General features: G+C 71.8%; 24 protein-coding genes. 5 read left to right on the top strand and 19 right to left on the bottom strand.

Going from position 1 to position 23,995, the window contains the following annotated elements; all coding sequences use genetic code 11:
- Window positions 1–6 precede the first annotated feature (6 nt).
- From ACWH4W_RS13025 to ACWH4W_RS12990, 8 genes are all read right to left on the bottom strand, one after another.
- Window positions 7–246 carry a hypothetical protein gene (locus ACWH4W_RS13025; protein WP_473075902.1) on the bottom strand — a complete coding sequence of 80 codons (240 nt, stop codon included), beginning with the start codon at window positions 244–246 and terminating at the stop codon, window positions 7–9.
- Entirely contained in the window at window positions 243–1,739 is a 1,497-nt protein-coding gene (gene gatA, locus ACWH4W_RS13020) for an Asp-tRNA(Asn)/Glu-tRNA(Gln) amidotransferase subunit GatA (RefSeq protein ID WP_473075901.1), read from the bottom strand. Before gatA ends, ACWH4W_RS13025 begins: the two co-directional genes overlap by 4 nt.
- A gap of 6 nt (window positions 1,740–1,745) precedes the next feature.
- Window positions 1,746–2,042 (bottom strand): Asp-tRNA(Asn)/Glu-tRNA(Gln) amidotransferase subunit GatC, encoded by a 297-nt coding sequence (gene gatC, locus ACWH4W_RS13015; protein ID WP_006130840.1) that lies wholly within the window; start codon window positions 2,040–2,042, stop codon window positions 1,746–1,748.
- 301 nt (window positions 2,043–2,343) lie between these two features.
- On the bottom strand, window positions 2,344–4,596 hold the full coding sequence (locus tag ACWH4W_RS13010; protein ID WP_473075900.1) for a putative bifunctional diguanylate cyclase/phosphodiesterase: 2,253 nt from the start codon (window positions 4,594–4,596) through the stop codon (window positions 2,344–2,346).
- A 260-nt stretch (window positions 4,597–4,856) separates the two neighbouring features.
- Window positions 4,857–7,052, bottom strand: a complete 2,196-nt coding sequence (ligA, locus tag ACWH4W_RS13005; protein ID WP_473075899.1) for an NAD-dependent DNA ligase LigA — start codon at window positions 7,050–7,052, stop codon at window positions 4,857–4,859.
- Between the two features lie 16 nt (window positions 7,053–7,068).
- Complete coding sequence (locus ACWH4W_RS13000; protein ID WP_473075898.1) at window positions 7,069–8,076, bottom strand: methionine synthase; 1,008 nt, start codon at window positions 8,074–8,076, stop codon at window positions 7,069–7,071.
- A 148-nt stretch (window positions 8,077–8,224) separates the two neighbouring features.
- Window positions 8,225–8,923 carry an SDR family oxidoreductase gene (locus tag ACWH4W_RS12995; protein ID WP_473075897.1) on the bottom strand — a complete coding sequence of 233 codons (699 nt, stop codon included), beginning with the start codon at window positions 8,921–8,923 and terminating at the stop codon, window positions 8,225–8,227.
- A gap of 18 nt (window positions 8,924–8,941) precedes the next feature.
- The gene (locus ACWH4W_RS12990; protein ID WP_473075896.1) at window positions 8,942–9,481 is read right to left on the bottom strand and encodes an LOG family protein; all 540 of its coding nucleotides are present in this window, start codon (window positions 9,479–9,481) and stop codon (window positions 8,942–8,944) included.
- A 79-nt stretch (window positions 9,482–9,560) separates the two neighbouring features.
- Between ACWH4W_RS12990 and ACWH4W_RS12985 the strand changes: the two genes are divergently transcribed.
- The 4 genes from ACWH4W_RS12985 (at window position 9,561) to ACWH4W_RS12970 (ending at window position 11,477) form a co-directional block, all read left to right on the top strand.
- Window positions 9,561–9,920, top strand: coding sequence for a DUF427 domain-containing protein (locus tag ACWH4W_RS12985; protein WP_473075895.1), 360 nt, complete (start codon window positions 9,561–9,563; stop codon window positions 9,918–9,920).
- 80 nt (window positions 9,921–10,000) lie between these two features.
- Window positions 10,001–10,780 carry an alpha/beta fold hydrolase gene (locus ACWH4W_RS12980; RefSeq protein WP_473075894.1) on the top strand — a complete coding sequence of 260 codons (780 nt, stop codon included), beginning with the start codon at window positions 10,001–10,003 and terminating at the stop codon, window positions 10,778–10,780.
- Window positions 10,781–10,978: 198 nt separating this feature from the next.
- Window positions 10,979–11,272 carry a Scr1 family TA system antitoxin-like transcriptional regulator gene (locus ACWH4W_RS12975; RefSeq protein ID WP_473075893.1) on the top strand — a complete coding sequence of 98 codons (294 nt, stop codon included), beginning with the start codon at window positions 10,979–10,981 and terminating at the stop codon, window positions 11,270–11,272.
- A 13-nt stretch (window positions 11,273–11,285) separates the two neighbouring features.
- A complete protein-coding gene (locus ACWH4W_RS12970) occupies window positions 11,286–11,477 on the top strand; it encodes a DUF397 domain-containing protein (RefSeq protein WP_473075892.1) in 192 nt (63 codons plus the stop codon).
- 145 nt (window positions 11,478–11,622) lie between these two features.
- On the opposite strand, the gene mnmA is transcribed toward ACWH4W_RS12970, so the two are convergent.
- A complete protein-coding gene (gene mnmA / locus ACWH4W_RS12965) occupies window positions 11,623–12,759 on the bottom strand; it encodes a tRNA 2-thiouridine(34) synthase MnmA (protein WP_473075891.1) in 1,137 nt (378 codons plus the stop codon).
- Between the two features lie 60 nt (window positions 12,760–12,819).
- On the opposite strand from mnmA, the gene ACWH4W_RS12960 reads away from it, so the two are divergent.
- Entirely contained in the window at window positions 12,820–13,542 is a 723-nt protein-coding gene (locus ACWH4W_RS12960; RefSeq protein ID WP_473075890.1) for an N-acetylmuramoyl-L-alanine amidase, read from the top strand.
- Between the two features lie 44 nt (window positions 13,543–13,586).
- Here ACWH4W_RS12960 and ACWH4W_RS12955 read toward each other — a convergent pair whose 3' ends face one another.
- The 10 genes from ACWH4W_RS12955 to ACWH4W_RS12910 all read right to left on the bottom strand — a co-directional run bounded on the left by ACWH4W_RS12955 (window position 13,587) and on the right by ACWH4W_RS12910 (window position 23,586).
- Entirely contained in the window at window positions 13,587–14,756 is a 1,170-nt protein-coding gene (locus ACWH4W_RS12955) for a cysteine desulfurase family protein (RefSeq protein ID WP_473075889.1), read from the bottom strand.
- A gap of 92 nt (window positions 14,757–14,848) precedes the next feature.
- Entirely contained in the window at window positions 14,849–15,115 is a 267-nt protein-coding gene (locus tag ACWH4W_RS12950) for a DUF4190 domain-containing protein (RefSeq protein WP_473075888.1), read from the bottom strand.
- 97 nt (window positions 15,116–15,212) lie between these two features.
- Entirely contained in the window at window positions 15,213–15,395 is a 183-nt protein-coding gene (locus ACWH4W_RS12945; RefSeq protein ID WP_366252868.1) for a hypothetical protein, read from the bottom strand.
- Between the two features lie 333 nt (window positions 15,396–15,728).
- Window positions 15,729–16,589, bottom strand: a complete 861-nt coding sequence (locus tag ACWH4W_RS12940; protein WP_473075887.1) for a thioesterase family protein — start codon at window positions 16,587–16,589, stop codon at window positions 15,729–15,731.
- A 72-nt stretch (window positions 16,590–16,661) separates the two neighbouring features.
- Complete coding sequence (locus tag ACWH4W_RS12935; RefSeq protein ID WP_473075886.1) at window positions 16,662–17,330, bottom strand: trimeric intracellular cation channel family protein; 669 nt, start codon at window positions 17,328–17,330, stop codon at window positions 16,662–16,664.
- A 69-nt stretch (window positions 17,331–17,399) separates the two neighbouring features.
- On the bottom strand, window positions 17,400–18,839 hold the full coding sequence (locus tag ACWH4W_RS12930; RefSeq protein WP_473075885.1) for an ABC transporter ATP-binding protein: 1,440 nt from the start codon (window positions 18,837–18,839) through the stop codon (window positions 17,400–17,402).
- Entirely contained in the window at window positions 18,836–19,837 is a 1,002-nt protein-coding gene (locus ACWH4W_RS12925) for an ABC transporter ATP-binding protein (protein WP_290010126.1), read from the bottom strand. Before ACWH4W_RS12925 ends, ACWH4W_RS12930 begins: the two co-directional genes overlap by 4 nt.
- Window positions 19,838–19,843: 6 nt before the next feature.
- Window positions 19,844–20,803: an ABC transporter permease gene (locus ACWH4W_RS12920; protein ID WP_473075884.1), complete on the bottom strand. Its 960-nt coding sequence runs from the start codon at window positions 20,801–20,803 to the stop codon at window positions 19,844–19,846.
- The gene (locus ACWH4W_RS12915; protein ID WP_473075883.1) at window positions 20,803–21,807 is read right to left on the bottom strand and encodes an ABC transporter permease; all 1,005 of its coding nucleotides are present in this window, start codon (window positions 21,805–21,807) and stop codon (window positions 20,803–20,805) included. Before ACWH4W_RS12915 ends, ACWH4W_RS12920 begins: the two co-directional genes overlap by 1 nt.
- A gap of 108 nt (window positions 21,808–21,915) precedes the next feature.
- Window positions 21,916–23,586, bottom strand: a complete 1,671-nt coding sequence (locus ACWH4W_RS12910) for an ABC transporter substrate-binding protein (RefSeq protein WP_473075882.1) — start codon at window positions 23,584–23,586, stop codon at window positions 21,916–21,918.
- Window positions 23,587–23,995 lie beyond the last annotated feature (409 nt).

Genomic DNA, 23,995 nt, shown 5'->3' with positions numbered 1-23,995 from the left:
TCCCTCTCAGCCCAGCAGGACGTCGTCGTCGCCCAGCCGCTTCAGCTCGCGGTAGAGGATGGCGAGACTGGTGACGATCGCGGCGGCGGACACGGTGGCGTCGATCAGGACCAGGGTGTCCTTCTCCGCGCGCGCCTTCTTCAGCCGCTTGGCGACGCCGAACGCGCCGAACGCGGTGGCGGCCATGGACAGGTACGTACCGGACCGGGACTTCTTGAATCCCTTGGCCTTGGTCAGTGCACTCACAGCGACGGAGCCTCCTCGAGCAGCGGGTGGCCCCACTTTTCCACGAAGGCGGCCTCGACGGCGGCACCGACCTTGTAGAGGCGGTCGTCCTTCATGACCGGGGCGATGATCTGCAGGCCGACCGGCAGGCCGTCCTCCGGCGCGAGACCGCAGGGCAGCGACATGGCGGCGTTGCCCGCCAGGTTGGTCGGGATGGTGCACAGGTCGGCGAGGTACATCGCCATCGGGTCGTCGGCGCGCTCGCCGATCGGGAAGGCGGTGGTCGGGGTCGTCGGGGAGACGATCACGTCGACCTGCTCGAAGGCCTGGTCGAAGTCCCGCTTGATGAGCGTGCGGACCTTCTGGGCGCTGCCGTAGTACGCGTCGTAGTAGCCGGAGCTGAGCGCGTACGTGCCGAGCATGACGCGGCGCTTGACCTCGTCGCCGAAGCCGGCCTCGCGGGTCAGCGAGGTGACCTCCTCCGCGGAGTGCGTGCCGTCGTCGCCGACGCGGGCGCCGTAGCGCAGGCCGTCGAAGCGGGCGAGGTTGGAGGAGCACTCGGACGGCGCGATCAGGTAGTACGCGGACAGCGCCAGGTCGAAGGACGGGCAGTCCAGCTCGACGATCTCGGCGCCCAGTTCCTTGAGCAGCTCGACCGACTCGTCGAACCGCTGGACGACGCCGGCCTGGTAGCCCTCGCCGCGGAACTGCTGGACGACGCCGACGCGCATGCCCCGGACGCTGCCGTTGCGGGCGGCCTCCACGACCGGCGGGACCGGCTCGTCGATGGAGGTGGAGTCCATCGGGTCGTGCCCGGCGATCACCTCGTGCAGCAGGGCCGCGTCCAGGACCGTGCGGGCGCAGGGGCCGCCCTGGTCGAGGGAGGAGGAGAACGCCACCATGCCGTACCGGGACACCGCGCCGTACGTCGGCTTGACGCCGACCGTGCCGGTGACGGCGGCCGGCTGGCGGATGGAGCCGCCGGTGTCGGTGCCGATGGCGAGCGGCGCCATGTGCGCGGCGAGCGCGGCGGAGGAACCGCCGCCGGAGCCGCCGGGGATGCGGGTGAGGTCCCACGGGTTGCCGGTGGGGCCGTAGGCGCTGTTCTCGGTGGAGGACCCCATGGCGAACTCGTCCATGTTGGTCTTCCCGAGGATGACGACGTCGGCGGCCTTCAGGCGCTTGGTGAGCGTCGCGTCGTACGGCGGGATCCAGCCTTCGAGGATCTTGGAGCCGACGGTGGTCGGGACGCCCTCGGTGGTGAAGATGTCCTTCAGCGCGAGGGGGACGCCGGCCAGCGGGCCGAGCTTCTCGCCGCGCTCGCGCTTCTCGTCGACGGCGCGGGCCTGCGCGAGGGCGCCCTCACGGTCGACGTGCAGGAAGGCGTGCACCTTCTCGTCGACGGCCTCGATGCGGGCCAGGTGGGCCTCGGTGACCTCGACCGCGGTCAGCTCGCCGGAGGCGATCTTCGCGGCGGTCTCGGCCGCGGTGAGCTTGATGATGTGATCGCTCATGGCGTTCTACTCCTCCCCCAGGATCTGCGGCACCTTGAAACGCTGCTGCTCCTGGGCCGGGGCGCCGGAGAGCGCCTGCTCGGGGGTGAGCGAGGGACGGACCTCGTCGGCCCGCATGACGTTCGTCAGCGGGAGCGGGTGCGAGGTCGGCGGTACGTCTTGGTCGGCGACCTCGCTGACGCGGGCGACCGCGCCGATGATGTCGTCGAGCTGGCCCGCGAAGTGGTCGAGCTCTTCGGGCTTCAGCTCCAGACGCGCCAGCCGGGCGAGGTGGGCGACCTCCTCGCGCGTGATGCCAGGCATGCAGCGATCCTCTGGGGTGAGTGTGTGTGGTTTGGGACCAATCCTATGGGGCGGGCGGGCGTGCCCGTGAAACCCTTCCCCGGCCGCCCGTCGCCACGGCCGTCCGGCCCCTCCCGGCCCCGCTGTCCCACGGCCGTCCGGAGGGCCGCGCCCTCGGGCATCCGGGTCCCGGACGGCCCCGCGGCCGGCCGGCGCGTCTCCCGGTCCACGGCGTCACACCGCCTGCCTGCGGGTGCCTTTCGGCCGCTCCCCGGTCGCCTTTCGGCCGCCCGAGTGCTGGGCGTCCTGAGCCTGCGGGTGCCTAGTCCTCCGCCGGGCCCGTCGCCGCGGGGAGTGCCGCCGCCGGGCGCTGCCAGCCTCGGGAGCCCCGGGCGAGGAGCCAGGCCGTCGTCTCGTCCGGGGGCATCGCCGCCGCGACCAGCCAGCCCTGGACCGCGTCGCAGCGCAGGTCGCGGAGGCGTTCCCAGGTCTCGTCGTCCTCGACGCCCTCCGCGACCACCAGCAGGCCCAGCGAGTGGGCCAGGTCGATGGTGCAGCGCACGATCTCCGCGTCCTCCGCGTCGAAGGCCAGCCGCGCCACGAACGAGCGGTCGATCTTCAGCTCGCTCACCGGCAGCCGCCGCAGATGCACCAGCGACGAGTAGCCGGTGCCGAAGTCGTCGAGGGACATCTTCACGCCGTGCCCGGTCAGCGCGTTGAGCGTGTCGGCGGCCCGCGTCGGGTCCTCCAGCAGCACGTGCTCGGTGATCTCCAGCTGGAGCGCGCCCGCGGGCACCCCGTACCGGGCCAGCCGTGCGGCGACGGAGCCGGCGAAGCCGGGGCTGTGGACGTCGCGCGGCGAGACGTTGACGGCGACCGGGACGAACAGCCCCTGGGAGCGCCACTCGGCGACCTGCCCGAGCGCGGTCTCCAGCACGTACTCGGTGAGCTGCGGCATCAGCCCGGACGACTCGGCTATCGCTATGAACTCGTCCGGGGGGACCCGTCCGCGCTCCGGGTGCACCCACCGCACCAGCGCCTCCAGGCCGGAGACCTGGCCGTCGAAGCGGACCTTCGGCTGGTAGTGCAGCTCCACCTCGTGCGCGTCGAGGGCGCGGCGCAGGTCGCCCAGCAGGCCCAGCCGGTCGGGGGTGTTGGAGTCCCGCTTGGACTCGTACGCCTCGACTCCCGTGCGGTCCCGCTTGGCCTGGTACATCGCCACGTCCGCCCGCCGCAGCAGCCCTTCGGCGTCGGCCGCGTGGTCCGGGAAGACGGCGACTCCCGCGCTCGCCTCCAGGACGAGGGTGAGCCCGTCGAGGTCGAGCGGGGAGCTGAGGGCCGCGACGAGAGCGCGGGCGGCGCGGGTCGCGGACGTCGTGGAGTCCGCCGCGGGCAGTAACACGGCGAACTCGTCACCGCCGAGCCGCGCGGCCTCCGCCCCGCGCGGCAGGGCCAGTCTCAGCCGGTCGGCGATCTGCAGCAGCAGCCGGTCGCCGGCGAGATGGCCGAGGGTGTCGTTGACCGACCGGAAGCGGTCGAGGTCGATGAGCATGAGCGCGGCGCGGGAGCCGGCCCGCTCCGCGTCGTCCAGCGCGGTCCAGATGCGCTCCTGCAGCCACTGCCGGTTGGGCAGCCCGGTCAGCGGGTCGCGCAGCTGCTCCTCGGCCCGTGCGCGGGCTATCCACAGGGTGGAGTCGAGGGCGATCAGCGGGATGGCGAACAGCGGCAGCAGGACGGGCTTGGCGTCGGCGACCACGCACACCAGCGGGGCGATGCCGAGCAGGGCGACCGCGACGAGGCCCTGGCGGACCAGGGCGGTGCGGGCGACGGTGGGCAGTCCCGAGCGGGGGGTGTGCAGGTACCACAACAGGGTGCGGGTGACCGAGAGGTAGACGACGGCGACGAGCACCACCCCGGGACCGGTGTACAGGGTCCAGGTGTCCGGGGTGGACGGCGACTCGACGGACGGCACGGTGCCGAAGGCGGCCAGGACGAGCGCTCCGGCGCCGATGCCGAGCAGGTCGACCGCGCCGTGCAGCACGCCCTGCCGCCAGCGGCCCCGGCGGGCTATGCCGACCAGGACGACGACGGTGAGGCTGACCATGCCGGCCGGGACCCAGCCGTAGAGCAGCAGCACGGCGAGGGTGAGGGCCGCGCCGGAGCCGGTGCCGCCCCACCAGCGGGAGCGGCCCAGCATCACGAGGTGTCCGACGACGATGCCGGTGAGCACCGCCAGCGACCAGCCGACGGTGCCGGACGGGAAGAGGGCGTGCCCTCCGGTGAAGGCCCGCAGGAAGCCGGCGCCGAGGACGAAGCCGGCCGCGGCGACGACCGCGGTGGGCAACGCGGGCCAGGACGGGTGCCGTTCGGTCTCCGCGCCGGCCTCTCCGATGCCGTGCCCGCCGGCCGGGCGTGCCGCGCCGGCGTCGCGCGCGTCCGCGGCGCCCGCCCCGGCGCGGCCCCGCGCGTCCGGCCGCTCCGCGGGCCGCCCGGCCTCACGGCCGCGCCGCCGGACGACCGCCAGGCGGCGCAGGCGCAGCCGTGAGCCCGGGGCGGCGCTCTCGGTCGGTTCCATTCCCGTCCCTCTCACAGCCGGCGGTGCCCACGCCACGCGGCCCGATGCCCGACATCCCTCAGCGGCTCCGCCGTGGAAAGCCCTTCCCCGGACCCGTCACGGGTACGGGGGTTGCCCCGGCCGCAACTGGGCACGGCAGGCGCACATCTCAACAGTAGGCCGCGGAAGGCTTGTACGGGCACCGGTCGTCGACGGTTGCCCGAATGCGCCCCAGCCACCCGTATGCATCTGGTATGCGCCGATCGGGTGGCCTTCAACCGTTACTCCTCGGCCGAAAGGGCGGCGTCGGCCGCGGCGTCGGGCCCCTGCTCCAGAAGCACCGTGAAACCGTCCTCGTTCAGAACCGGCACCTTCAACTGCATCGCTTTGTCATATTTCGACCCGGGGTTGTCGCCCACGACGACGAACGACGTCTTCTTGGACACCGATCCGGTCACCTTGGCGCCCCGGTTCTGCAGGGCCTCTTTCGCGCCATCCCGGGTGAAGTTCTCCAGCGTCCCCGTCACCACGACCGTGAGTCCTTCGAGCGGACGCGGGCCCTCGTCCTCGCCGGACCGCTCGTCCTCCATGCGGACGCCGGCCGCCTTCCACTTGCGGATGATCTCCCGGTGCCAGTCCTCGGCGAACCACTGCTTGAGCGAGGCGGCGATGGTCTCGCCGACGCCCGGGGTGGCGGCCAGTTCCTCCTCCGACGCCTGCTCGATGCGGTCGACGGACCGGAACTCGCGGGCCAGCGCCTCCGCCGCCACCGGGCCGACGTGACGGATCGACAGCGCGGTGAGCATCCGGGCCAGCGGGCGGTCCTTGGCCGCCGCGATGTTCTCCAGCATCGCCAGGGCGTTCTTCTTCGGGGCGCCCTCCTGGTTGGCGAAGACCGTGACGATCTTCTCCTCGCCGGTCTTCGGGTCCCGCTTGGGCAGCCCGCTGTCCTGGTCGAGGACGTACGCCTTGATGGGCAGCAACTGCTCGACGGTGAGGTCGAACAGGTCGCCCTCGTCCTTCAGCGGCGGCTCCTTCGGCTCCAGCGGGCTGGTGAGCGCCGTGGCGGCGACGTACCCGAAGTGCTCGATGTCCAGCGCCTTGCGGCCGGCGAGGTAGAACAGCCGCTCGCGCAACTGGGCCGGACACGTGCGGGCGTTGGGGCAGCGCAGGTCGACGTCGCCCTCCTTCATCGGCCGCAGCGGTGTGCCGCACTCGGGGCACTCGGACGGCATCACGAACTCCCGCTCGCTGCCGTCCCGCAGGTCGGCCACCGGCCCGAGGATCTCGGGGATGACGTCACCGGCCTTGCGCAGCACCACCGTGTCGCCGATCAGCACGCCCTTGGCCTTCACCACGTCCTGGTTGTGCAGCGTGGCGAACTCGACCTCCGAGCCGGCCACCGTCACCGGCTCGACCTGCGCGTACGGGGTGACGCGGCCGGTGCGGCCGACGCCCACCCGGATGTTCACCAGCTTGGTGTTGACCTCCTCCGGCGCGTACTTGTACGCGATGGCCCAGCGCGGGGCGCGCGAGGTGGTGCCGAGGCGTCCCTGGAGCGGGATCTCGTCGAGCTTGACCACGACGCCGTCGATCTCGTGCGCCACCGAGTGGCGGTTCTCGCCGTAGTGCGCGATGAACTCCCGCACGCCCTCCAGGCCGTCGACCACCCTGTTGTGCGCGGACGTCGGCAGGCCCCACTCCTTCAGCAGGTCGTAGGCCTGGGAGAGCCGGGTCAGGCCCTTGTAGCCCTCGAGCACGCCGATGCCGTGCACCACCATGTGCAGCGGGCGGGTGGCGGTGACCCGCGGGTCCTTCTGGCGCAGCGAACCGGCCGCCGCGTTGCGCGGGTTGGCGAACGGCTTGTCGCCGGCCTCCACCAGGCGGGCGTTGAGCCCCTGGAACTTCTCCATCGGGAAGTAGACCTCGCCGCGGATCTCCACGACGTCGGGCACCTTGTCGCCCTTGAGGCGGTCCGGGATCTCGGCGATCGTGCGGACGTTGGGCGTGATGTCCTCGCCGGTGCGGCCGTCGCCGCGGGTCGCCGCGCGGACCAGCCGGCCGCGCTCGTAGGTGAGGTTGACCGCCAGGCCGTCGACCTTCAGCTCGCACAGGAAGTGGTAGGTCTGGTCGCCCAGTTCCCGGTGGATGCGGTCGGCCCAGGAGGCGAGGTCCTCGTCGTTGAACGTGTTGTCCAGGGAGAGCATCCGGGAGCGGTGCTCGACGGAGGTGAACTCCGTCTCGTAGGACCCGGCGACCTTCTGGGTCGGCGACTCCGGCGTGCGCAGCTCCGGATACCGCTCCTCCAGCTCCTCGAGCTCGCGCAGGAGGCGGTCGAACTCCGCGTCGCTGATGACGGGCGCGTCGTTCACGTAGTACCGGAAGCGGTGCTCCTCGATCTGCTCGGCGAGCGTGGCGTGCCGCTCCCGCGCTTGTGCGGGCACGCTCGTCGTCTCCGCTTGCTTGTCGCCGGCCACCGTGTGTGTCCTCCCGTTACTCAGGGTTGTCCGCGAGGGATCTCGCCGCCCGGACGCAGTGGGCGTAGACCGACCGCGCGTACCCGGGGGACGCCCCCGCGAGTCCGCACGCCGGGGTGACCGTGACCGCCTCCGGGAGAAGTCCCGGCCGCAGCCCCAGCCTGCGCCAGAGCGTCCTGACCCCCATGACGCTACCGGCAGGGTCCGACAACGGGCCGTCCGTGCCCGGCACGACTCCGGCGAACAGCCGGGTCCCGGCCTCCACGGCCTCCCCGATCGTCTCGTCGTCACGCTCTGTGAGCAGGGAGAGGTCGAACGAGACCGCCGCCGCTCCGGCGCGGCGCAGCAGGGCGAACGGGACGTCCGGGGCGCACGAGTGGACCACGACCGGCCCGCCGTCGTGCACGCCGACGACGTCGCGCAGGGCGGACTCGACGATCTGCCGGTCGACGGCGCGGTGGGTGCGGTAGCCGCTGGCGGTCCTGACCTGCCCGCGCAGGACGGCGGTGAGGGACGGTTCGTCGAGCTGGAGGACGAGCCGCGCGCCGGGGACGCGGCGGCGCACCTCGTCGAGGTGCAGCCGCAGGCCCTCGGCGAGGGAGGCGGTGAGGTCGCGGCAGGCGCCGAGGTCGGAGAGGACGGCCTCGCCGTTCCTCAGCTCCAGGGACGCGGCGAGGGTCCAGGGGCCGACCGCCTGGACCTTCAGCAGTCCTTCGTAGCCCTGTGTGAACTCCTCCAGCGCGTCGAGGTCCTCGCCGAGCCAGGAACGGGCGCGGCGGGTGTCCCGGCCCGGGCGGTCGCCGATCCGCCAGCCGCTGGGCTCCACGCGCGCGTAGAGCTCGACGAGCAGGCCGGCGGTGCGGCCGATCATGTCGGCGCCGGGGCCGCGGGCGGGGAGTTCGGGGAGGTGGGGAAAGTCCTCGAAGCTACCGGTGGCCGCTTTGGCGGCCTCTCTCGCATCGGTGCCGGGGAGGGAGCCGACGCCGGTGGCGGGGGCGGGCGGGAGGTGAAGGGTGTCGTTCACACGGGAAGCGTACGCAGGGGGCGGCGGAGGGTTTCGCCCCCGCCGCCCCTTCCCGTCCCCGGGGCTGCGCCCCGGACCCCCTTCAGCCCTTCGGGCCTCGTCCTCAAGCGCCGGACGGGCTGGAATCGCCGGACCGGCCCACGAGAGTTCAGCGTCCCGGCCGGACCGTCAGGTCGTTGACCTCCGCGTCCCTCGGGAGGTCCAGGGCCATGACGATCGTCGTGGCCACCGACTCGGGGTCGATCCACTTCGCCGGGTCGTACTCCTTGCCCTCCTGCTGGTGCACCTTGGCCTGCATGGGGCTGGCGGTGCGGCCGGGGTAGACCGAGGTGACGCGGACGCCGTTCGCGTGCTCCTCCGCGCGGAGGGAGTCGGCGAGGGCCTTCAGGCCGTGCTTGGACGCCGCGTAGGCGGACCAGTCGGCGTGGGCGTTCAGGCCGGCGCCGGAGTTGACGAAGACCACGTGGCCGCGGCTCGCGCGGAGCTGGGGCAGGAAGTGGCGGGTGAGTTCGGCGGGGGCGACGAGGTTGACGTTGAGCTGGTGGCGCCAGCTCTTCGGGGTGAGGTCGCCGACCGGGCCGAGGTCGACGACGCCCGCGACGTGCAGCAGCGAGTCCACCCGGTCGGGCAGCGACTGGTGGGAGAACGCCCAGCTCAGCCGGTCGGGGTCGGCCAGGTCGCCGACCAGGGTGCGGGCACCGGGGAACTCGGCGGCCAGCTCCTTCGCGCGGCCGGCGTCGCGCGCGTGGAGCACGAGGTCGTCCCCGCGCGCGTGCAGGCGGCGCGCGACGGCCGCGCCGATGCCGGAGCCGGCTCCGGTGATCACATGTGTAGCCATGACCGCCATGCTCGCATCACCGCGGGGTCAGGCGACGCCCAGGCTCTCCTCCAGGTAGGCCAGCGCGCCGACCGGCTCCTCGGCGAAGAAGACCAGTTCGCCGAGCGGGCGGGGCAGGAAGCCCTCCTCCTCCATGCGGCGGAACTGCTCCTTGAGCCCGTCGTAGAAGCCCGCGGTGTTGAGCAGCACCACCGGCTTGTCGGTGTGGCCGTGCTTCTTCAGCTCCAGGATCTCGGTCGCCTCGTCGAGGGTGCCGGTGCCGCCCACCATGATCACGACGGCGTCGGCCTTCTCCAGTAGCAGCCTCTTGCGCTCGGCGAGGTCCTTGGCGACCACCATCTCGTCGACGCCGTCGCGGGCCGTCGCCGCGAGGAACTCCACCGAGACGCCGAGGAGCCGGCCGCCGGCCTCCTCCACCCCGTCGGCGACGACCTTCATCAGGCCGACGTCCGAGCCGCCCCAGACCAGGGTGTGGCCGCCCTTGCCGAGCAGGCGCGCGAACTCCCGCGCGGGGCGTGTGTAGCGGTCGGCGAGGTCGGCGGCGGAGAGGAAGACGCAGATGTTCACGGGCGTCAGCCTACGCTCGGGAAGAAGGCCGCCCCGAGGGGCGCTGCAGGGGGTGGGACGACTGCCGAAGGAGGACACCGTGACCACAGGCCATCGCATCACCGTGGAGCCCGGCGACCGGCACGTGCGCGTGGTGCGCGACGGGCGGGTACTGGCGGAGAGCGACCGGGCGCTGGTACTGCGCGAGACGGGCTGTCCCGTGCGCTACTACATCCCGCCCGAGGACGTGCGGCTCGACCTGCTGACGCCGTCCGCGACGCACACGTACTGCCCGTTCAAGGGGACCGCGTCGTACTGGCCGCTGCCGGACGCCCCCGACCTGGTGTGGGCGTACCCGGAGCCGAAGCCGGCGGTGGCCCCGATCAAGGACCACCTGTGCTTCTACGACGCGGAATACGGCGTGGAAGGGGGCGTGGAAGGGGGCGTGGAAGCGGACTGACCGCTTCCCTCGGATGCGATCGGCGGACGCGCCGCCCGCCTCACGGACGATTCCCGCGCCGTGCGGCAGTCTGGTGAGGCATGGACCAGAACATCTCCTCGCGCGACGGCACCTCCCTCGCCTACGAGAGCGCCGGGCGCGGCGCCACGATCGTCCTCGTCAGCGGCGCGATGTCCACGGGCGCCACGGTGGCGCCGCTGGCCGCCCCGCTCTCCGAGCGGTTCCGGGTGGTGGTCTACGACCGCCGCGGCCGGGGCGCGAGCGGTGACACGCCGCCGTACGCGGTGGAGCGCGAGGTGGAGGACCTGGCGGCGCTGATCGGGGCGACGGGCGGCGAGGCGGCGCTGTACGGCGTCTCCTCGGGCGGCGCGCTGGCGCTGCGGGCGGCGGCGAGCGGGCTGCCCGTGCGTCAGGTCGCGGTGTACGAGACGCCGTACGCCCTGTCGGAGGAGCACCTCGCGGAGCGCGCCCGGTACACCGAGCGGCTGACGGCGGCCCTGGAGGAAGGGCGGCGGGGCGACGCGGTGGAGCTCTTCCTCCAGCTCACGGGGCTGGGCGACGAGGTGATCCAGAGCGCGCGGCAGTCGCCGCTGTGGGCCGGCATGGAGTCACTGGCGCCGAGCCTGGCGTACGACGACGCGGTGATGGGGGGCGGAGGCGTGCCGCGGGAGATGCTGGCGTCGGTCGCGGTGCCGGTGCTGTCGATCGCGGGCGACGCGAGTCCCGCGTGGATGCGTCAGGCGGCGCGGGCGATCGCGGAGTCGGTCCCCCAGGGGGCGTACCGCACCCTGGAGGGCCAGACCCACATGGCCGAACCGGATGTCCAGGCGCCGGTGCTGGCGGAGTTCTTCTCACGGTGATCCGGTCCGGGGTGGCATCCGGAGGGGGCGGGATTGCGGCCGAGGGCTGCGGTACGGGTGCGCACCGGTGGGGGCGCGGTGCGGGCGGGTGCCTCTCCGCGAAGTCGTGAACACTTCGGGGGAAAGTGCTCACGACTTCGCGCGGTGGGGTGAGAGGGGTGCCGACAGGAGGGCCGGCCGGTCAGGCGGCGAGCACGGGTGGGCCCGGACGCCGTGGTCCGGGGCCATGGTCGGCGCCTCCCCCACATCACCTCGTTGGCGATCCCGTTCAGCGTCGGCGCTTTTCACGGAGCCGGGCAGTCCATCCTCTACGCCGAGGGACCGGTGCGGCAGTTGGACACCGTTCAGCTCGACACCGCCCTCGGGGCCAATTTCGTGGACGCCCCGACGCCACTGGCCACCTATCGTTCGCTGTTGGACCTGATGGAGCGGACGGCACTCCCGCCGGACGCGTCCCAGGAACTCATCAGATCCATCGCACGCGAACTCTGAGAGGGCCGGAGCGTTGACCACACTCGACTGGAAGCGCTCGTCGTTCTGCGGCGGGGGCGGCAACAACTGCGTGGAAGTCGCCATCGACGATGAGGGCGACGACGTCGCAATACGCAACAGCACCCGCCCGGAACACGTCATCAGGATCAGCCGCACCGCGTTCACCGCGTTCGTCGCCCGGCTGCGGACGAGCGCACCGAGTTGACGGGCGCCCTCGGTCCAACACCGCCGTCCGCATGAAACGCGGGCCGTGCAGCACGGCCGACCTCCTGACGGGGTGGGTGCCTTCACCCGCCGGGGGCGTACACCGCACGCGGCGGGCCGCGCACCGCTCACCCCCGGCTCACGCGTCAGACCGTCGCCGCCCGCTCCGCCACCCGCTCCGTCGAGGCGATCGTCGCCGAGCCCACCACGCGCGTGCCGTCGTACAGGACGACCGCCTGGCCGGGGGCGACGCCGCGGACCGGATCGGTGAAGCGCACGCGCAGCTCCTCGCCGACGAGCTCCGCCGTCACCTCGGTCTCGTCGCCGTGGGCGCGCAGCTGGGCGGTGTAGGTGCCGGGGCCGGTGGGGGCGGCGCCGCACCAGCGGGGGCGGATGGCGGTGAGGGCGGTGACGTCGAGGGCGGACGCCGGGCCGACCGTGACCGTGTTGTCCACCGGGGAGATGTCGAGGACGTAGCGCGGCTTGCCGTCGGGGGCGGGGGTGCCGATGCGCAGGCCCTTGCGCTGGCCGATGGTGAAGCCGTACGCGCCCTCGTGGGTGCCGATCCTGGCGCCGGACTCGTCGACGATGTCGCCCTCCGCCTTGCCGAGGCGCTTGGCGAGGAAGCCCTGGGTGTCGCCGTCGGCGATGAAGCAGATGTCGTGCGAGTCGGGCTTCTTGGCGACGGAGAGCCCGCGGCGCTCGGCCTCCGCGCGGATCTCCTCCTTGGTGGTGACCGTGTCGCCGAGCGGGAACATGGCGTGGGCGAGCTGGCGGTCGTCGAGCACGCCGAGGACGTAGCTCTGGTCCTTGGCCAGGTCGGAGGCGCGGTGCAGTTCGCGGGTGCCGTCCTCGCGGAGGATCACCTTGGCGTAGTGGCCGGTGCAGACGGCGTCGAAGCCGAGCGCGAGCGCCTTGTCGAGCAGCGCGGCGAACTTGATCTTCTCGTTGCAGCGCAGGCACGGGTTGGGGGTGCGGCCGGCCTCGTACTCGGCGACGAAGTCCTCGACGACGTCCTCGCGGAAGCGGTCGGCGAGGTCCCACACGTAGAAGGGGATGCCGATGACGTCGGCGGCCCGGCGGGCGTCGCGGGAGTCCTCGATGGTGCAGCAGCCCCGCGCGCCGGTGCGGAACGACTGGGGGTTCGCGGAGAGCGCGAGGTGGACGCCGGTCACGTCGTGGCCCGCTTCGGCGGCACGGGCGGCGGCGACGGCGGAGTCGACGCCGCCGGACATGGCGGCCAGGACGCGGAGGGGGCGGGTGGGCTGCGGGGTGTCAGTCATAGCCCCTCCAGGGTACGGGGGCGCGGGAACCACGGGCGCCGCACATGCGTTCACGATCACATGGGGGTCAGAGGAGCATCCGAGGACGGCGACCGGCGCATCGGGCGGCGCGCCCTGATCGTGGGCGGGCTGACGGCAGCGGCGGGGACGGCGGCGCTGGCGCGCGACGAGCTGGCGCGGCTGTGGTGGCGGCTGCCCGGGGTCGACAAGCCGCGCACCCCCGGCGCGGTCGACTTCGCGGGCGCCCGCTGGGTGGCGGCCTCGGACGCCAACTGGCGCGGCGCGGACCGGCCCGACGACTACGGCATCGACATGGTGGTCGTGCACGTCACGCAGGGCAGCCTGGACAGCGCGGTGAAGGCGTTCCAGAACCCGGGCCACCAGGCGGCGGCGCACTACATCGTCGGCAAGGACGGCAGGGTCACGCAGATGATCCGCGAGCTGGACGTGGCGTACCACGCGGGCAACCGCGACTACAACGAGCGCAGCGTCGGCATCGAGCACGAGGGCTTCGTGGACCGCCCGGAGGACTTCACCGACGAGATGTACGCGGCCTCGGCCCGCCTCACGGCCGGGATATGCGCCCGGTACGGCATACCGGTGGACCGCGAGCACATCCTCGGCCACGTCGAGGTGCCGGGCACCGACCACACGGACCCCGGCCCCCACTGGGACTGGGACCGCTACCTCAACCTCGTCCGCCGCGCCGGGACGGCGCGGACGGAGGAGAAGCGCTCGGCCGCCCCGGCGGGGGGCTCGGGGAGCCCCGCACCGGGTTCGTAGCCACCCGGGGGACGGCGGAGGCCGCTCGGCTCAGACCCGCCGCCTCAGCTCAGACCCGCCGCCCGCGCGCGTTCCACCGCCGGACCGATGGCCTTGGCGAGGGCTTCGACGTCGGCGTCGGTCGAGGTGTGGCCGAGGGAGAAGCGCAGCGTGCCGCGGGCGAGGTCGGGGTCGGTGCCGGTGGCGAGGAGGACGTGGCTGGGCTGGGCGACGCCGGCGGTGCAGGCGGAGCCGGTGGAGCACTCGATGCCCTGGGCGTCCAGGAGGAGCAGCAGGGAGTCGCCCTCGCAGCCGGGGAACGTGAAGTGGGCGTTGGCGGGGAGCCGGCCGCCGGGGGCGGGGTCGCCGCCGAGGACGGCGTCGGGGACGGCCTCCAGCACCGCGGCGACCAGGTCGTCGCGGAGCCGTCCGACCTCCAGGGCGAACCGCTCCCGCCGCTCGGCGGCGATCCGCCCGGCGACCGCGAACGACGCGGTCGCCGGCACGTCGAGGGTGCCGGAGCGGACGTGGCGCTCCTGGCCGCCGCCGTGCAGCACGGGCACGGGGGTGTGCTCGCGGCCCAGGACCAGGGCGCCGATGCCGTACGGACCGCCGATCTTGTGGCCGGAGACGGTCATGGCGGCGAGCCCGGACGCGGCGAAGTCCACCGGGACCTGGCCGAAGGCCTGGACCGCGTCGGAGTGCAGGGGGACGCCGAACTCGGCGGCGACGGCGGCGAGTTCGGTGACCGGCAGGATCGTCCCGATCTCGTTGTTGGCCCACATGACGGTGGCGAGGGCGACGTCGTCGGGGTTGCGGGCGATGGCCTCGCGCAGCGCGTCGGGGTGAACCCGGCCGTGGGCGTCGACGGGAAGGTACTCGACGGTGGCGCCCTCGTGCGCGCCGAGCCAGTCGACGGCATCGAGGACGGCGTGGTGCTCGACGGGGCTGGCGAGGACCCGGGTGCGGGCCGGGTCGGCGTCGCGGCGCGCCCAGTACAGGCCCTTCACGGCGAGGTTGTCGGCCTCCGTGCCGCCGGAGGTGAGGACGATCTCGCTGGGGCGGGCGCCGAGGGCCTCGGCGAGGGTCTCGCGGGCCTCCTCGACGGTGCGCCGGGCGCGGCGGCCGGCCGCGTGCAGGGAGGAGGCGTTGCCGGCGACGCCCAGGTGCGCGGTGAGCGCCTCGACCGCCTCGGGCAGCATCGGGGTGGTCGCGGCGTGGTCGAGGTAAGCCATGGTGCGGCCGATTCTACGGGCTCGGTGCACGACACACGGATCGCGGTGGCCGGGATGCGACGCCCCCGCGGAGGTCTCGCCGGGGGTTCCGGTCAGAGGCTCCAGGAGAGCGTGCCGTCCGCCTGCATGAACGCGACGAGGACGACGAGGTCGGCGATGCCGAGGCCCAGGCCGAGCAGGGCGCGGCCGCGGCGGGCGGTGCCCCGCCGCAGGGCGACGGACGCCAGCACGATGGCGGCCGGGCCGAGGAGGATGTTCAGGACGAGCAGGCCGAGCAGGCCCAGGACGAAGGACGCGACGGCCATGCCGTCGGTGTCGCGGATGCCGGTGCGGCGGCCGGCCGGTGCGGTGAGCTGCATGGTGATCGGCTCCTGCGGTCGGTCGGAGGGGGAGCGGAGGGGCGGCGCGCCTCCCCGCCACGAGCGGGCGCGGCGCGCGGGACGCGACGCGCGCGGGTCAGTGCGCCGAGTGGCCGCGGTCACGGCGCTGGCGCTCGCGCAGGGCGAAAAGGCCGAGCCAGACGGCGATGACGGCGCCGGCGGCGACGGAGAAGGTGAGCGGCGCGTGCGCGACGGTGCCGAGGACGACGCCCAGCAGCAGGAGCGCGGCGACCAGGAACAGCATGGGTCGGACCCCCATATCCGAGTGAACGACTGTGGTGACACTCGTTCACTGACTACCCGGTACAACACCACCCTCACGTCCCGGCGCCGCCCCCACTTCCCAACGGCGGGGAACAGTTGCCGACCGCGGGGCACGAATCGCACGACCGGCATCCGGCAGGCCCGGAAGCGGACGGGTTCGCCCGAGGCGCGGGAGCGGGTGGCGGAGACGGCGGCGCGCCGGCCGCGGCTGATCCATGTGGGGCGGCGGCACCGGCTCGACGAGACGGCCGCGGCCGGGGGCCGGTGACCCGACGACAAGGGGGGTGGCGGGGGCCGTCCAAGGCCCCCGCCACCCCCTGTCGTCGGCTCAGCCCAGACGCACCCGGGCCAGCTGGCGGGACTGGGCGACGAGGCGGTCGGCGCTGTCCCAGACCTCGGCGTCCTCCTCCAGGAAGCCGCCCGCCAGGTTGCGGGTGGTGACGGACACGCGCAGGGGGCCGGGGGCCGGGCGGCAGCGCACGTGGACGGTCAGCTCGACCGTGGGCACCCAGCCGGTCAGGCCCATCTCGAAGGCGGTCGGCGGCAGCGCGTCCACCGCGAGCAGCAGCGCCAGCGGGTCGGGGTCCCGACCGTCGGCGAGACCGAACCAGGCGCGCATCTCGCCCTTGCCGGACGGCTGTCCGAGGGCCCAGCCGAGCGTCGACGGATCGAGCTTCAGCATCAGCCGGCCGGTGATCTCGGAGCTGCCGTCGACCGGGGCGGGGCCGTCCTCGGGACCGAAGCACCGGTCCATCGGCGGCAGCGCGGGCGGTACGGCCGTCGTCCGGACGTCGTCGGGGAGGGAGTCCAGGTCGCCGTAGGAGGCGAGGACCCGGATGCGCTCCACCTCGTCGCCCCGCTCGTCGAACTGGAAGAGGGACGCCTGCCCGGTGGACAGCGTGCGCCCGGTGCGGACGGTCTCGGTGCGGACGACCGCCGGACCCGGCTGGGAGGCCGTCAGGTAGTGCGCGGAGACGGTGAACGGGTCGGAGTGCGGCAGCGTGTCCGCGAGCGCGCGGCCCAGGACGGCCAGCAGGTAACCGCCGTTGACGGCGGTGATGATCGTCCAGCCGGCGGAGAGGTCGATGTCGTAGACGCCGGGTTCCCGCGCGGTGAGCGCGGTGTCGCGGTCGAACTCGCTGTCGCCGATGACGGCCCGGGTGGCCTGGGCGGAGGCTGCTTCTGGCATGGGTGAACAGTACAAGAAGGCAATACTAAGCGGTAGCTTTGTGTCGCCCTGTGGACATGACCGCCCCTGCGGTCAGGCGGGCGGCTGCTCCTCGGTGACCGTCGAACGCCTGTGCCAGGCACGCGGCGCCCGCCAGTGGTAGCGCATCGCGAGCAGCCGCAGCACGAAGGCGGTGACGGCGGCGGCGGTGCTGGTCACCGGGTTGAGCATGTCGAAGCGCAGGCACAGGGCGACCATGGTCGCGCCGACGATGGCGGGCACCGCGTACAGGTCGCGGTCCCAGCGCAGCAGCGAGGGCACCTCGTTGGCGAGCACGTCGCGCAGCACACCGCCGCCCACCGCGGTGGCCAGGCCCAGGCAGGCGGAGGCGGTGAGGCCGAGCCCGTAGTCGTACGCCTTGGTGGTGCCGACGACGCAGAAGAGGCCGAGGCCGGCCGCGTCGAAGACGTTCACGGCGGTCTGGATGCGTTCGACGTGCGGGTGCAGGAAGAACACGAGGACGGTGGCCAGCAGCGGGGTGACGAAGTACCCCAGGTCCGTGAAGGCGGCGGGCGGCACCGCGCCGATGATCAGGTCGCGGAAGAGACCGCCGCCCAGGGCGGTGATCTCGGCCAGCACGGCGATCCCGAACACGTCGAAGTTCTTCCGGACGGCCAGCAGGGCGCCGGAGATGGCGAAGACGAAGATGCCGATCAGGTCGAGCGTGTGCAGGACGGACGGGCTGAACAGTTGCTGAAGCACTTACACATTGTGGCGCAGAAAGAACCCCTCACCTTGCAAAGCAAGGCGAGGGGTTCCTCCGGGTACCGATCAGACAGCCTTCTCGGGCTCCTCCTCGGACGCCTCAGGCTTGGCGGGCTCCTCCGCCTTGGCCGGTTCCTCGTCCTTCGAGGCCTTCTCCGCCTTCGCGGGCTCCCCGTCCTTCGAGGCCTTCCCCGCCTTCGCGGGCTCCTCGTCCTTCGAGGGCTTCTCCGCCTTCGCGGGCTCCTCGTCCTTCGAGGCCTTCTCCGCCTTCGCGGGCTCCCCGTCCTTCGAGGCCTTCTCCGCCTTCGCGGGCTCCCCGTCCTTCGAGGCCTTCTCCGCCTTCGCGGGCTCCCCGTCCTTCGAGGCCTTCTCCGCCTGGGCCGGGATCTTGGCCGGGGTGTCCTTGACCGCGGTGCCCTCGGCCCCGGTGTCCCCGGTCGCGGTGTCCGTCTCCGGGTTGTCGTCGACGCCCTCGCGGGTGGCCGAGACGACCTCGCCCTTGGTCAGCCGCAGCTTGCCGGACGCGATGTCCTCCGCGTAGTGGCACGCCACCCGGTGTCCGCCGCCGATGTCCCGCAGCTGGGGGCGCTCGGTCGAGCAGCGCTCGGCCTGGGCCCACGGGCAGCGGGTGTGGAACCGGCAGCCGCTGGGCGGGTTCGCCGGGGAGGGCAGGTCACCGGTGAGCAGGATCCGCTCGCGCTTGTCCTCCACCTCCGGGTCCGGCACCGGCACGGCCGACATCAGGGCCTTGGTGTACGGGTGCTTCGGCTCGGCGTAGAGCGCGTCGCTCGGCGCCTCCTCGACCAGCGCGCCCAGGTACATCACGCCGATCACGTCGGAGATGTGGCGGACCACCGCGAGGTCGTGGGCGATCACCACGTAGGTCAGGCCGAGTTCCTCCTGGAGCTCCTCCAGCAGGTTGATGACCTGGGCCTGGACCGACACGTCGAGCGCGGAGACCGGCTCGTCGCAGATGATCACGTCCGGTTCGAGGACGAGGGCGCGGGCGATGCCGATGCGCTGCCGCTGGCCGCCGGAGAACTCGTGCGGGTAGCGGGCGAGCGCGTTGGAGGGCAGGCCGACCTTGTCCAGGATGGCCTTGATCTTCTCGCGGCGCTCCTCCTGGTCCTTGCCGATGCCGTGGGCGATCATGCCCTCGGACAGGATCGACTCGATGTTCTGCCGCGGGTTGAGCGAGCCCAGCGGGTCCTGGAAGACCATCTGGAGCCGGCGCCGGAAGCGGCGCATCTCCTCGCCGGGCAGTTTCGCCAGGTCGGTGCCGTCCAGGACGACCGAGCCCTCGGTGATGTCCACCAGCCGCAGCACCGACCGCCCGAGGGTGGTCTTGCCGCAGCCGGACTCGCCGACCAGGCCGTAGGTCTGGCCGGCCTCGACCTTCAGGGACACCCCGTCCACGGCGTACACGTGGCCGACCGTGCGGTCGAACAGGACGCCCTTCTTGATGGGGAAGTGGACCTTGACGCCGTCCAGTTCGAGCAGGCTCATGCGGGGACCTCCTCGGCCTTCGCGTCGTCGAGTACGGGGTTGACGCACCGCACCTGGTGACCGGCGGCGCGCGGCTCGGTGAGCTGCGGGGTGCCGGTCAGGCAGCCCATCTCGTACCGGTCGCAGCGGGGCGCGAAGGCGCAGCCGTCGGCCCAGGCGATGCGGTCGTTGATCGAGCCGCGGATGGGGTTGAGCGGCTCGCCCCGGGGTGCGTCGAGCCGCGGGATGGAGCCCAGCAGTCCGTGCGCGTAGGGGTGGGTGGGGTGGGCGAACAGCTCGCGGCGCCCGGCGGACTCCACGACCTTGCCCGCGTAGAGCACGTTGACCTGGTCGCAGAGGCCGGCGACCACGCCGAGGTCGTGGGTGATCATCAGCAGGGCGGTGCCCTCCTGGTCCACGAGCTCCTTCAGCAGCTCCAGGATCTGCGCCTGGATCGTCACGTCGAGGGCCGTGGTGGGCTCGTCCGCGATGAGCAGGCGCGGGGCGCAGGCCACCGCCATGGCGATCAGCGCGCGCTGGCGCATACCGCCGGAGAGCTGGTGCGGGTACTCCTTGAGCCGCCGGGTGGGGTCGGGGATGCCGACCCGGTCCAGCAGGTGGGCGGCCTCCTTGCGGGCGGCCTCCCCCTTCATCCCGCGGTGGCGCTCCAGGATCTCGGTGACCTGCACGCCGATCGGGACGACCGGGTTCAGTGAGGACAGCGGGTCCTGGAAGATCATCGCCATTTCGCTGCCGCGCAGGTCGCGGCGGGCGGACGGGCTCATCGTGAACAGGTCCGTGCCGTTGAACTCGGCACGGCCGCCGAGGGTGAGGCCCTTGGCGGGCAGCAGGCCCATCAGGGCGAGCGAGGTGACGGACTTTCCGCAGCCGGACTCGCCGACCAGGCCCACGACCTGGCCCTGGTCGACCTCGAAGGAGACGCCGTCGACCGCCCGGGACTCCTTGCGGCCCTGGCCGCCGAAGGTGACGGTCAGTTCGTCGACAGTGAGCAGAGACATGGTGGTTCAGCCCCTCAGCTTCGGGTCGAGGGCTTCCCGCATGGCCTCGCCGAGGAGGGTGAAGCCGAGGGCGGTGATGATGATGCCGACGGCGGGGTAGACCGCCATCATCGGCGCGTTGTCGAAGAAGCGCTGCGCCTGGGTGAGCATGACGCCCCACTCGGGAATGGCCGGGTCGGGGTTGCCGAGGCCCAGGTAGGACAGGGCGGCCGCCTCGATGATCGCGGTGGCCAGGGAGAGCGTGGCCTGCACGATCACCGGGCTGAGCGAGTTGGGGATGATCTGGGACAGCACGATGCGCCGCTTGCGCACACCGAGGGACCTGGCCGCGAGCACGTACTCCGAGCCGCCCTGCGCCAGCATGGAGCCGCGCAGCAGCCGGGCGAAGACCGGGATCTGCACGACACCCACGGCGATCATCACCGTGGTCAGCGACTGTCCCATGACGGCCGCGATGGACACCGCCAGCAGCAGCGAGGGCATCGCCAGCATGATGTCGATGAACCGCATGATGACGGAGTCGATGCGCCTGCCCCTGTCGCCACCGAGGGTGGCGAAGGCGCCGGCGAGGCCGCCGATCAGGAAGCCGATGATCAGACCGATCGTCGTGGCGACGACGCCGACGAGCAGGGTCTGACGGGCGCCCACCAGCATGCGGGAGAACATGTCCCGGCCGAGGTGGTCGAGTCCGAACCAGTTCTCGCCGCGCATGCCGACGAACTCGCCCCGGTTGGCGAAGACCTCGTTGCGCCAGGTCTGGGCGGTCGGCGAGTACGGGGCGATGTACGGCCCGATGACCGCGAGGACGATGAAGACGGCGATGACGATCGCGCCGACGATCGCCATCTTGCTGCGCTTGAGGCGTCGGAACGCCTCCCGCCACAGGCTGGCTCCGGTACTGGTGTCCTTGGTCGCGGCCAGTTCGGCGAGACGCTGGATCTTGTCGGTTTTGGTGGCGACGCTCATTAGTGCACCCGCACTCTCGGGTCGATCAGGCTGTACGCCAGGTCCACCAGCAAGTTGATCAAGACGTAAACCAGCGCGATGAACATGATGAATCCGACGAGCACGGGGTAGTCACGGCCGTCGATCGCGGTCCGGATGAAGGAGCCGATGCCGCCGAAGGAGAACACGGACTCGGTCAGGACCGCGCCGGACAGCAGGGAGCCGGTGAGCAGACCGACCGCCGTCACCACGGGGAGCAGCGCGTTGCGCATCACGTGCCGGCCGCGGACGACACTGCGCTTGAGGCCCTTGGCCTCGGCGGTGCGGACGTAGTCCTCGTCCTGCACCTCGAGCACGCTGGCGCGGGTCATGCGCACGATGACGGCGAGCGGGATGGAGGCCAGGGCGACGGCCGGCAGGACCAGGTGGTGGAGGGCGCTCAACGAGGCGTCGAACTCCCCGGTGAGGATGCCGTCCAGGACGGCGAAGCCGGTCACGTCGGTGGCGTTGATACCGGTTTCCTGGCGTCCGTAGCTGGGGAAGATGCCGAGCTGGACGGCGAAGATCTGCTTGAGGATCAGGGCCAGGAAGAAGACCGGGACGCAGATGCCGACGAGGGAGCCGGATACGGCGCTGACGTCGAGCCACCCGCCGCGGTTGCGGGCCGCGAAGTAGCCGAGGGGCACGCCGACGGCGACCGCGATGAGGATCGCGAGGAGGGACAGCTCCACCGTCGCGGGGAAGCGCAGGACGAACTCGTCCCACACCGGCTGTCCGGTCTGGGTGGAGGTGCCCAGATCGAGCTCGAAGATGCGCTTGAGGAAGCGCCAGTACTGAACGTAGACGGGCTGGTCGAGCCCGAGCGCACGGTTGATGCGCGCCACTTCGGCTTCGGTGGCCTTTTCCCCCAGGATCGCTGAGGCGGGTCCACCGGGCAGCCGGTCGAGCCACAGGAAGAGCAGAACCGACAGGCCGAGCAGCGTGGGTATGAGCTGGAGCAGTCTTCGTACGACGAGACGCAGCACCCCGCATGCCCCTTTCTTGCGTGAGGTCTTACATGAATGGACCCGCCCGGCCGCCGAGTTGCGGTGGCCGGGCGGACCCCCCCGTTATTGGCTTCCTGCCGTTTCCGCCTACTTGAAGGAGGCCTCGGCGAAGATCTCCTGCGTCAGCGGCGACACGTTCGGCGGGTTGACGTTCTTGCCGAAGGCGATGGCCGGCGGGGAGGACGAGACCGGGACACCCGGCAGGTAGTCCATGACGACCTCGTTGGCCTTCTGGTACGCGGCGATGCGCTCCTCGGCCTTGCCCATCTTCGAGCCGGCGTTCACCGCGTCGAAGACCTTCTTGTCCTTGAAGCCCCACTGCTTGTCGAACCCGGCGAACCAGGTGCCGATGAAGTTGTAGCCGTCGTTGAAGTCACCGGTCCAGCCGAGCATGTGCAGGGCGCAGGAGCCCGACTCGGTGGCGTCCAGGTAGTCCGGGGCCCACTTCATGGCCCGCGGCTTGACCGTGATGCCGGACTTCTCCAGGTCGGCCTTCATCAGCTCGAACAGGTCCTGCGGGGCAGGCATGTACGGGCGGGTGACCTCGGTCGGGTAGCAGAACTCGATCTGCAGCTTCTCCTCGCCGGCCTTCTTCAGCAGCTGCTTGGCCTTGGCGGGGTCGAAGGGGTACTGCGTGACGTTCTTGGAGTAGCCCTCGATCGTGTCCGGCATGAACTGGTCGGCGACCTTGCCGCCCTCGGGCAGCTGGGTCTTGACCAGGTTCTCCTTGTCGATCGACTGCGCGATCGCCTGGCGGACTTCCTTCTTCTTCAGGGCCGGGTTCGCCGACTGGCTCATGCCCACGTAGAAGAGGTTGAAGACGCCACGGGTCGGGACGACGTAGCCCTGCTCCTCGAGGGTCTTGACGTCGGCCGGGGCGACGAGGTCGTAACCGTCGATGTCACCGGCCTGGAGCGCCTGGCGGCGGCCCTCCTCGGTGTCGATGGTGCGGAAGACCAGGTTCTTGATCTTCGCCTTCTCGCCCCAGTAGTCGTCGAAGCGCTCGAGGGTGACTTCCTTGTTGCCCTTGTTCCACTTGACGATCTTGTACGGGCCGGTACCGGCGACCGTGCCGGCCTCCTGGCTGTACTTGGGGTACGTGATGGCGTCACCCTTGGCCGTGGCGTCCTGCTTCTTGTACGCCTCGATGGCCTTCGGCGAGTGGATCGCGAGGGCGTTCAGGGAGAAGCCGCCGGGGAGGTTCGCGGAGGGCTTCTTGACCTCGATGACGGCGGTGTGCTCGTCCTTGGCCGTGCAGCTCTTGTAGTTCGCCTCGGGCGTCTCCGGGTCCTCGTTCTTCGCGAACCCGCCCATGATGGTCTGCCAGTAGTAGGAGACCGCGCTCGACTGGTAGGTGCCCTTCCAGTTGAACCAGTGGTCGTAGTTCGCGCAGACCGCCGCGGCGTTGAACTCCTCGCCGTCGTGGAACTTCACGTTCTTGCGGAGGTTGAAGGTCCAGACCGTGCCCGCGTCGTTGCTCGACCAGGTCTCGGCCAGGCCGCCGACCAGCTTGGTGCCGCCCGACTCGTGCTCGAGGAGGGCCTCGAACGCCTGGCGGGTCACGCGGAAGGTTTCACCGTCACTCGCGAGGGCAGGGTCCAGGGAGCCCGGGTCGCCTGCACCGGCGAACACGAAGGTGTCCTTCTTGCCGCCGCTCTCGTTGTCACTGTCCCGCTCGCTGGCGCAGCCCGTGGCGATCAGACCGACCGCGACCGCGGTCGTGATCGCCCGAGCGGCTCGGGGCTTGAATATGCGCATACTGGGGCCACTCCGGGTCCGCTATGTGGATGCATCTTGACCGGCCGAACACTACAGACGTTCGCAGTGAGTCAGGAACAGTCCGGATAGCGGTGATACCTACCTGAGATCTGAACAGTTGACATAAGGGACTCTTCCGGCATCTTCGCGCGGTGATGTAACGCGCCGGACACATATGACACCTCGGCAAGTGCCTTTCGCCAGGCCCCGGATGATTTGAAGACGCAGTGAAACCGCAGGTGACAGGCGGTTAGCGAAAGGTAGCTGAGCGCGTTCGGCGGAATCTGACGCAAAATCAGCGGTCGAAGGGTCCGGACGGGGGCCGAACCGGATCACCGTGTCCACATGCTGGACACGGTGACGCTGCGTCACCCTGCGCGAGAGCCCCCGGCGGCGGGTCGGCCGCGCC

This window comes from Streptomyces sp. DSM 120436, from assembly GCF_055778765.1.
This window is presented reverse-complemented; position numbering and strand designations above follow the sequence as displayed.

Coding starts and splice junctions, on each gene's coding strand:
- gatA (WP_473075901.1), bottom strand. CDS start 1,739: ATGAGCGATCACATCATCAAGCTCACCGCGGCCGAGACCGCCGCGAAG.
- gatC (WP_006130840.1), bottom strand. CDS start 2,042: ATGCCTGGCATCACGCGCGAGGAGGTCGCCCACCTCGCCCGGCTGGCG.
- ACWH4W_RS13010 (WP_473075900.1), bottom strand. CDS start 4,596: ATGGAACCGACCGAGAGCGCCGCCCCGGGCTCACGGCTGCGCCTGCGC.
- ACWH4W_RS12995 (WP_473075897.1), bottom strand. CDS start 8,923: ATGGCGGTCATGGCTACACATGTGATCACCGGAGCCGGCTCCGGCATC.
- ACWH4W_RS12980 (WP_473075894.1), top strand. CDS start 10,001: ATGGACCAGAACATCTCCTCGCGCGACGGCACCTCCCTCGCCTACGAG.
- mnmA (WP_473075891.1), bottom strand. CDS start 12,759: ATGACTGACACCCCGCAGCCCACCCGCCCCCTCCGCGTCCTGGCCGCC.
- ACWH4W_RS12960 (WP_473075890.1), top strand. CDS start 12,820: ATGGGGGTCAGAGGAGCATCCGAGGACGGCGACCGGCGCATCGGGCGG.
- ACWH4W_RS12955 (WP_473075889.1), bottom strand. CDS start 14,756: ATGGCTTACCTCGACCACGCCGCGACCACCCCGATGCTGCCCGAGGCG.
- ACWH4W_RS12950 (WP_473075888.1), bottom strand. CDS start 15,115: ATGCAGCTCACCGCACCGGCCGGCCGCCGCACCGGCATCCGCGACACC.
- ACWH4W_RS12945 (WP_366252868.1), bottom strand. CDS start 15,395: ATGGGGGTCCGACCCATGCTGTTCCTGGTCGCCGCGCTCCTGCTGCTG.
- ACWH4W_RS12940 (WP_473075887.1), bottom strand. CDS start 16,589: ATGCCAGAAGCAGCCTCCGCCCAGGCCACCCGGGCCGTCATCGGCGAC.
- ACWH4W_RS12930 (WP_473075885.1), bottom strand. CDS start 18,839: ATGAGCCTGCTCGAACTGGACGGCGTCAAGGTCCACTTCCCCATCAAG.
- ACWH4W_RS12925 (WP_290010126.1), bottom strand. CDS start 19,837: ATGTCTCTGCTCACTGTCGACGAACTGACCGTCACCTTCGGCGGCCAG.
- ACWH4W_RS12920 (WP_473075884.1), bottom strand. CDS start 20,803: ATGAGCGTCGCCACCAAAACCGACAAGATCCAGCGTCTCGCCGAACTG.
- ACWH4W_RS12910 (WP_473075882.1), bottom strand. CDS start 23,586: ATGCGCATATTCAAGCCCCGAGCCGCTCGGGCGATCACGACCGCGGTC.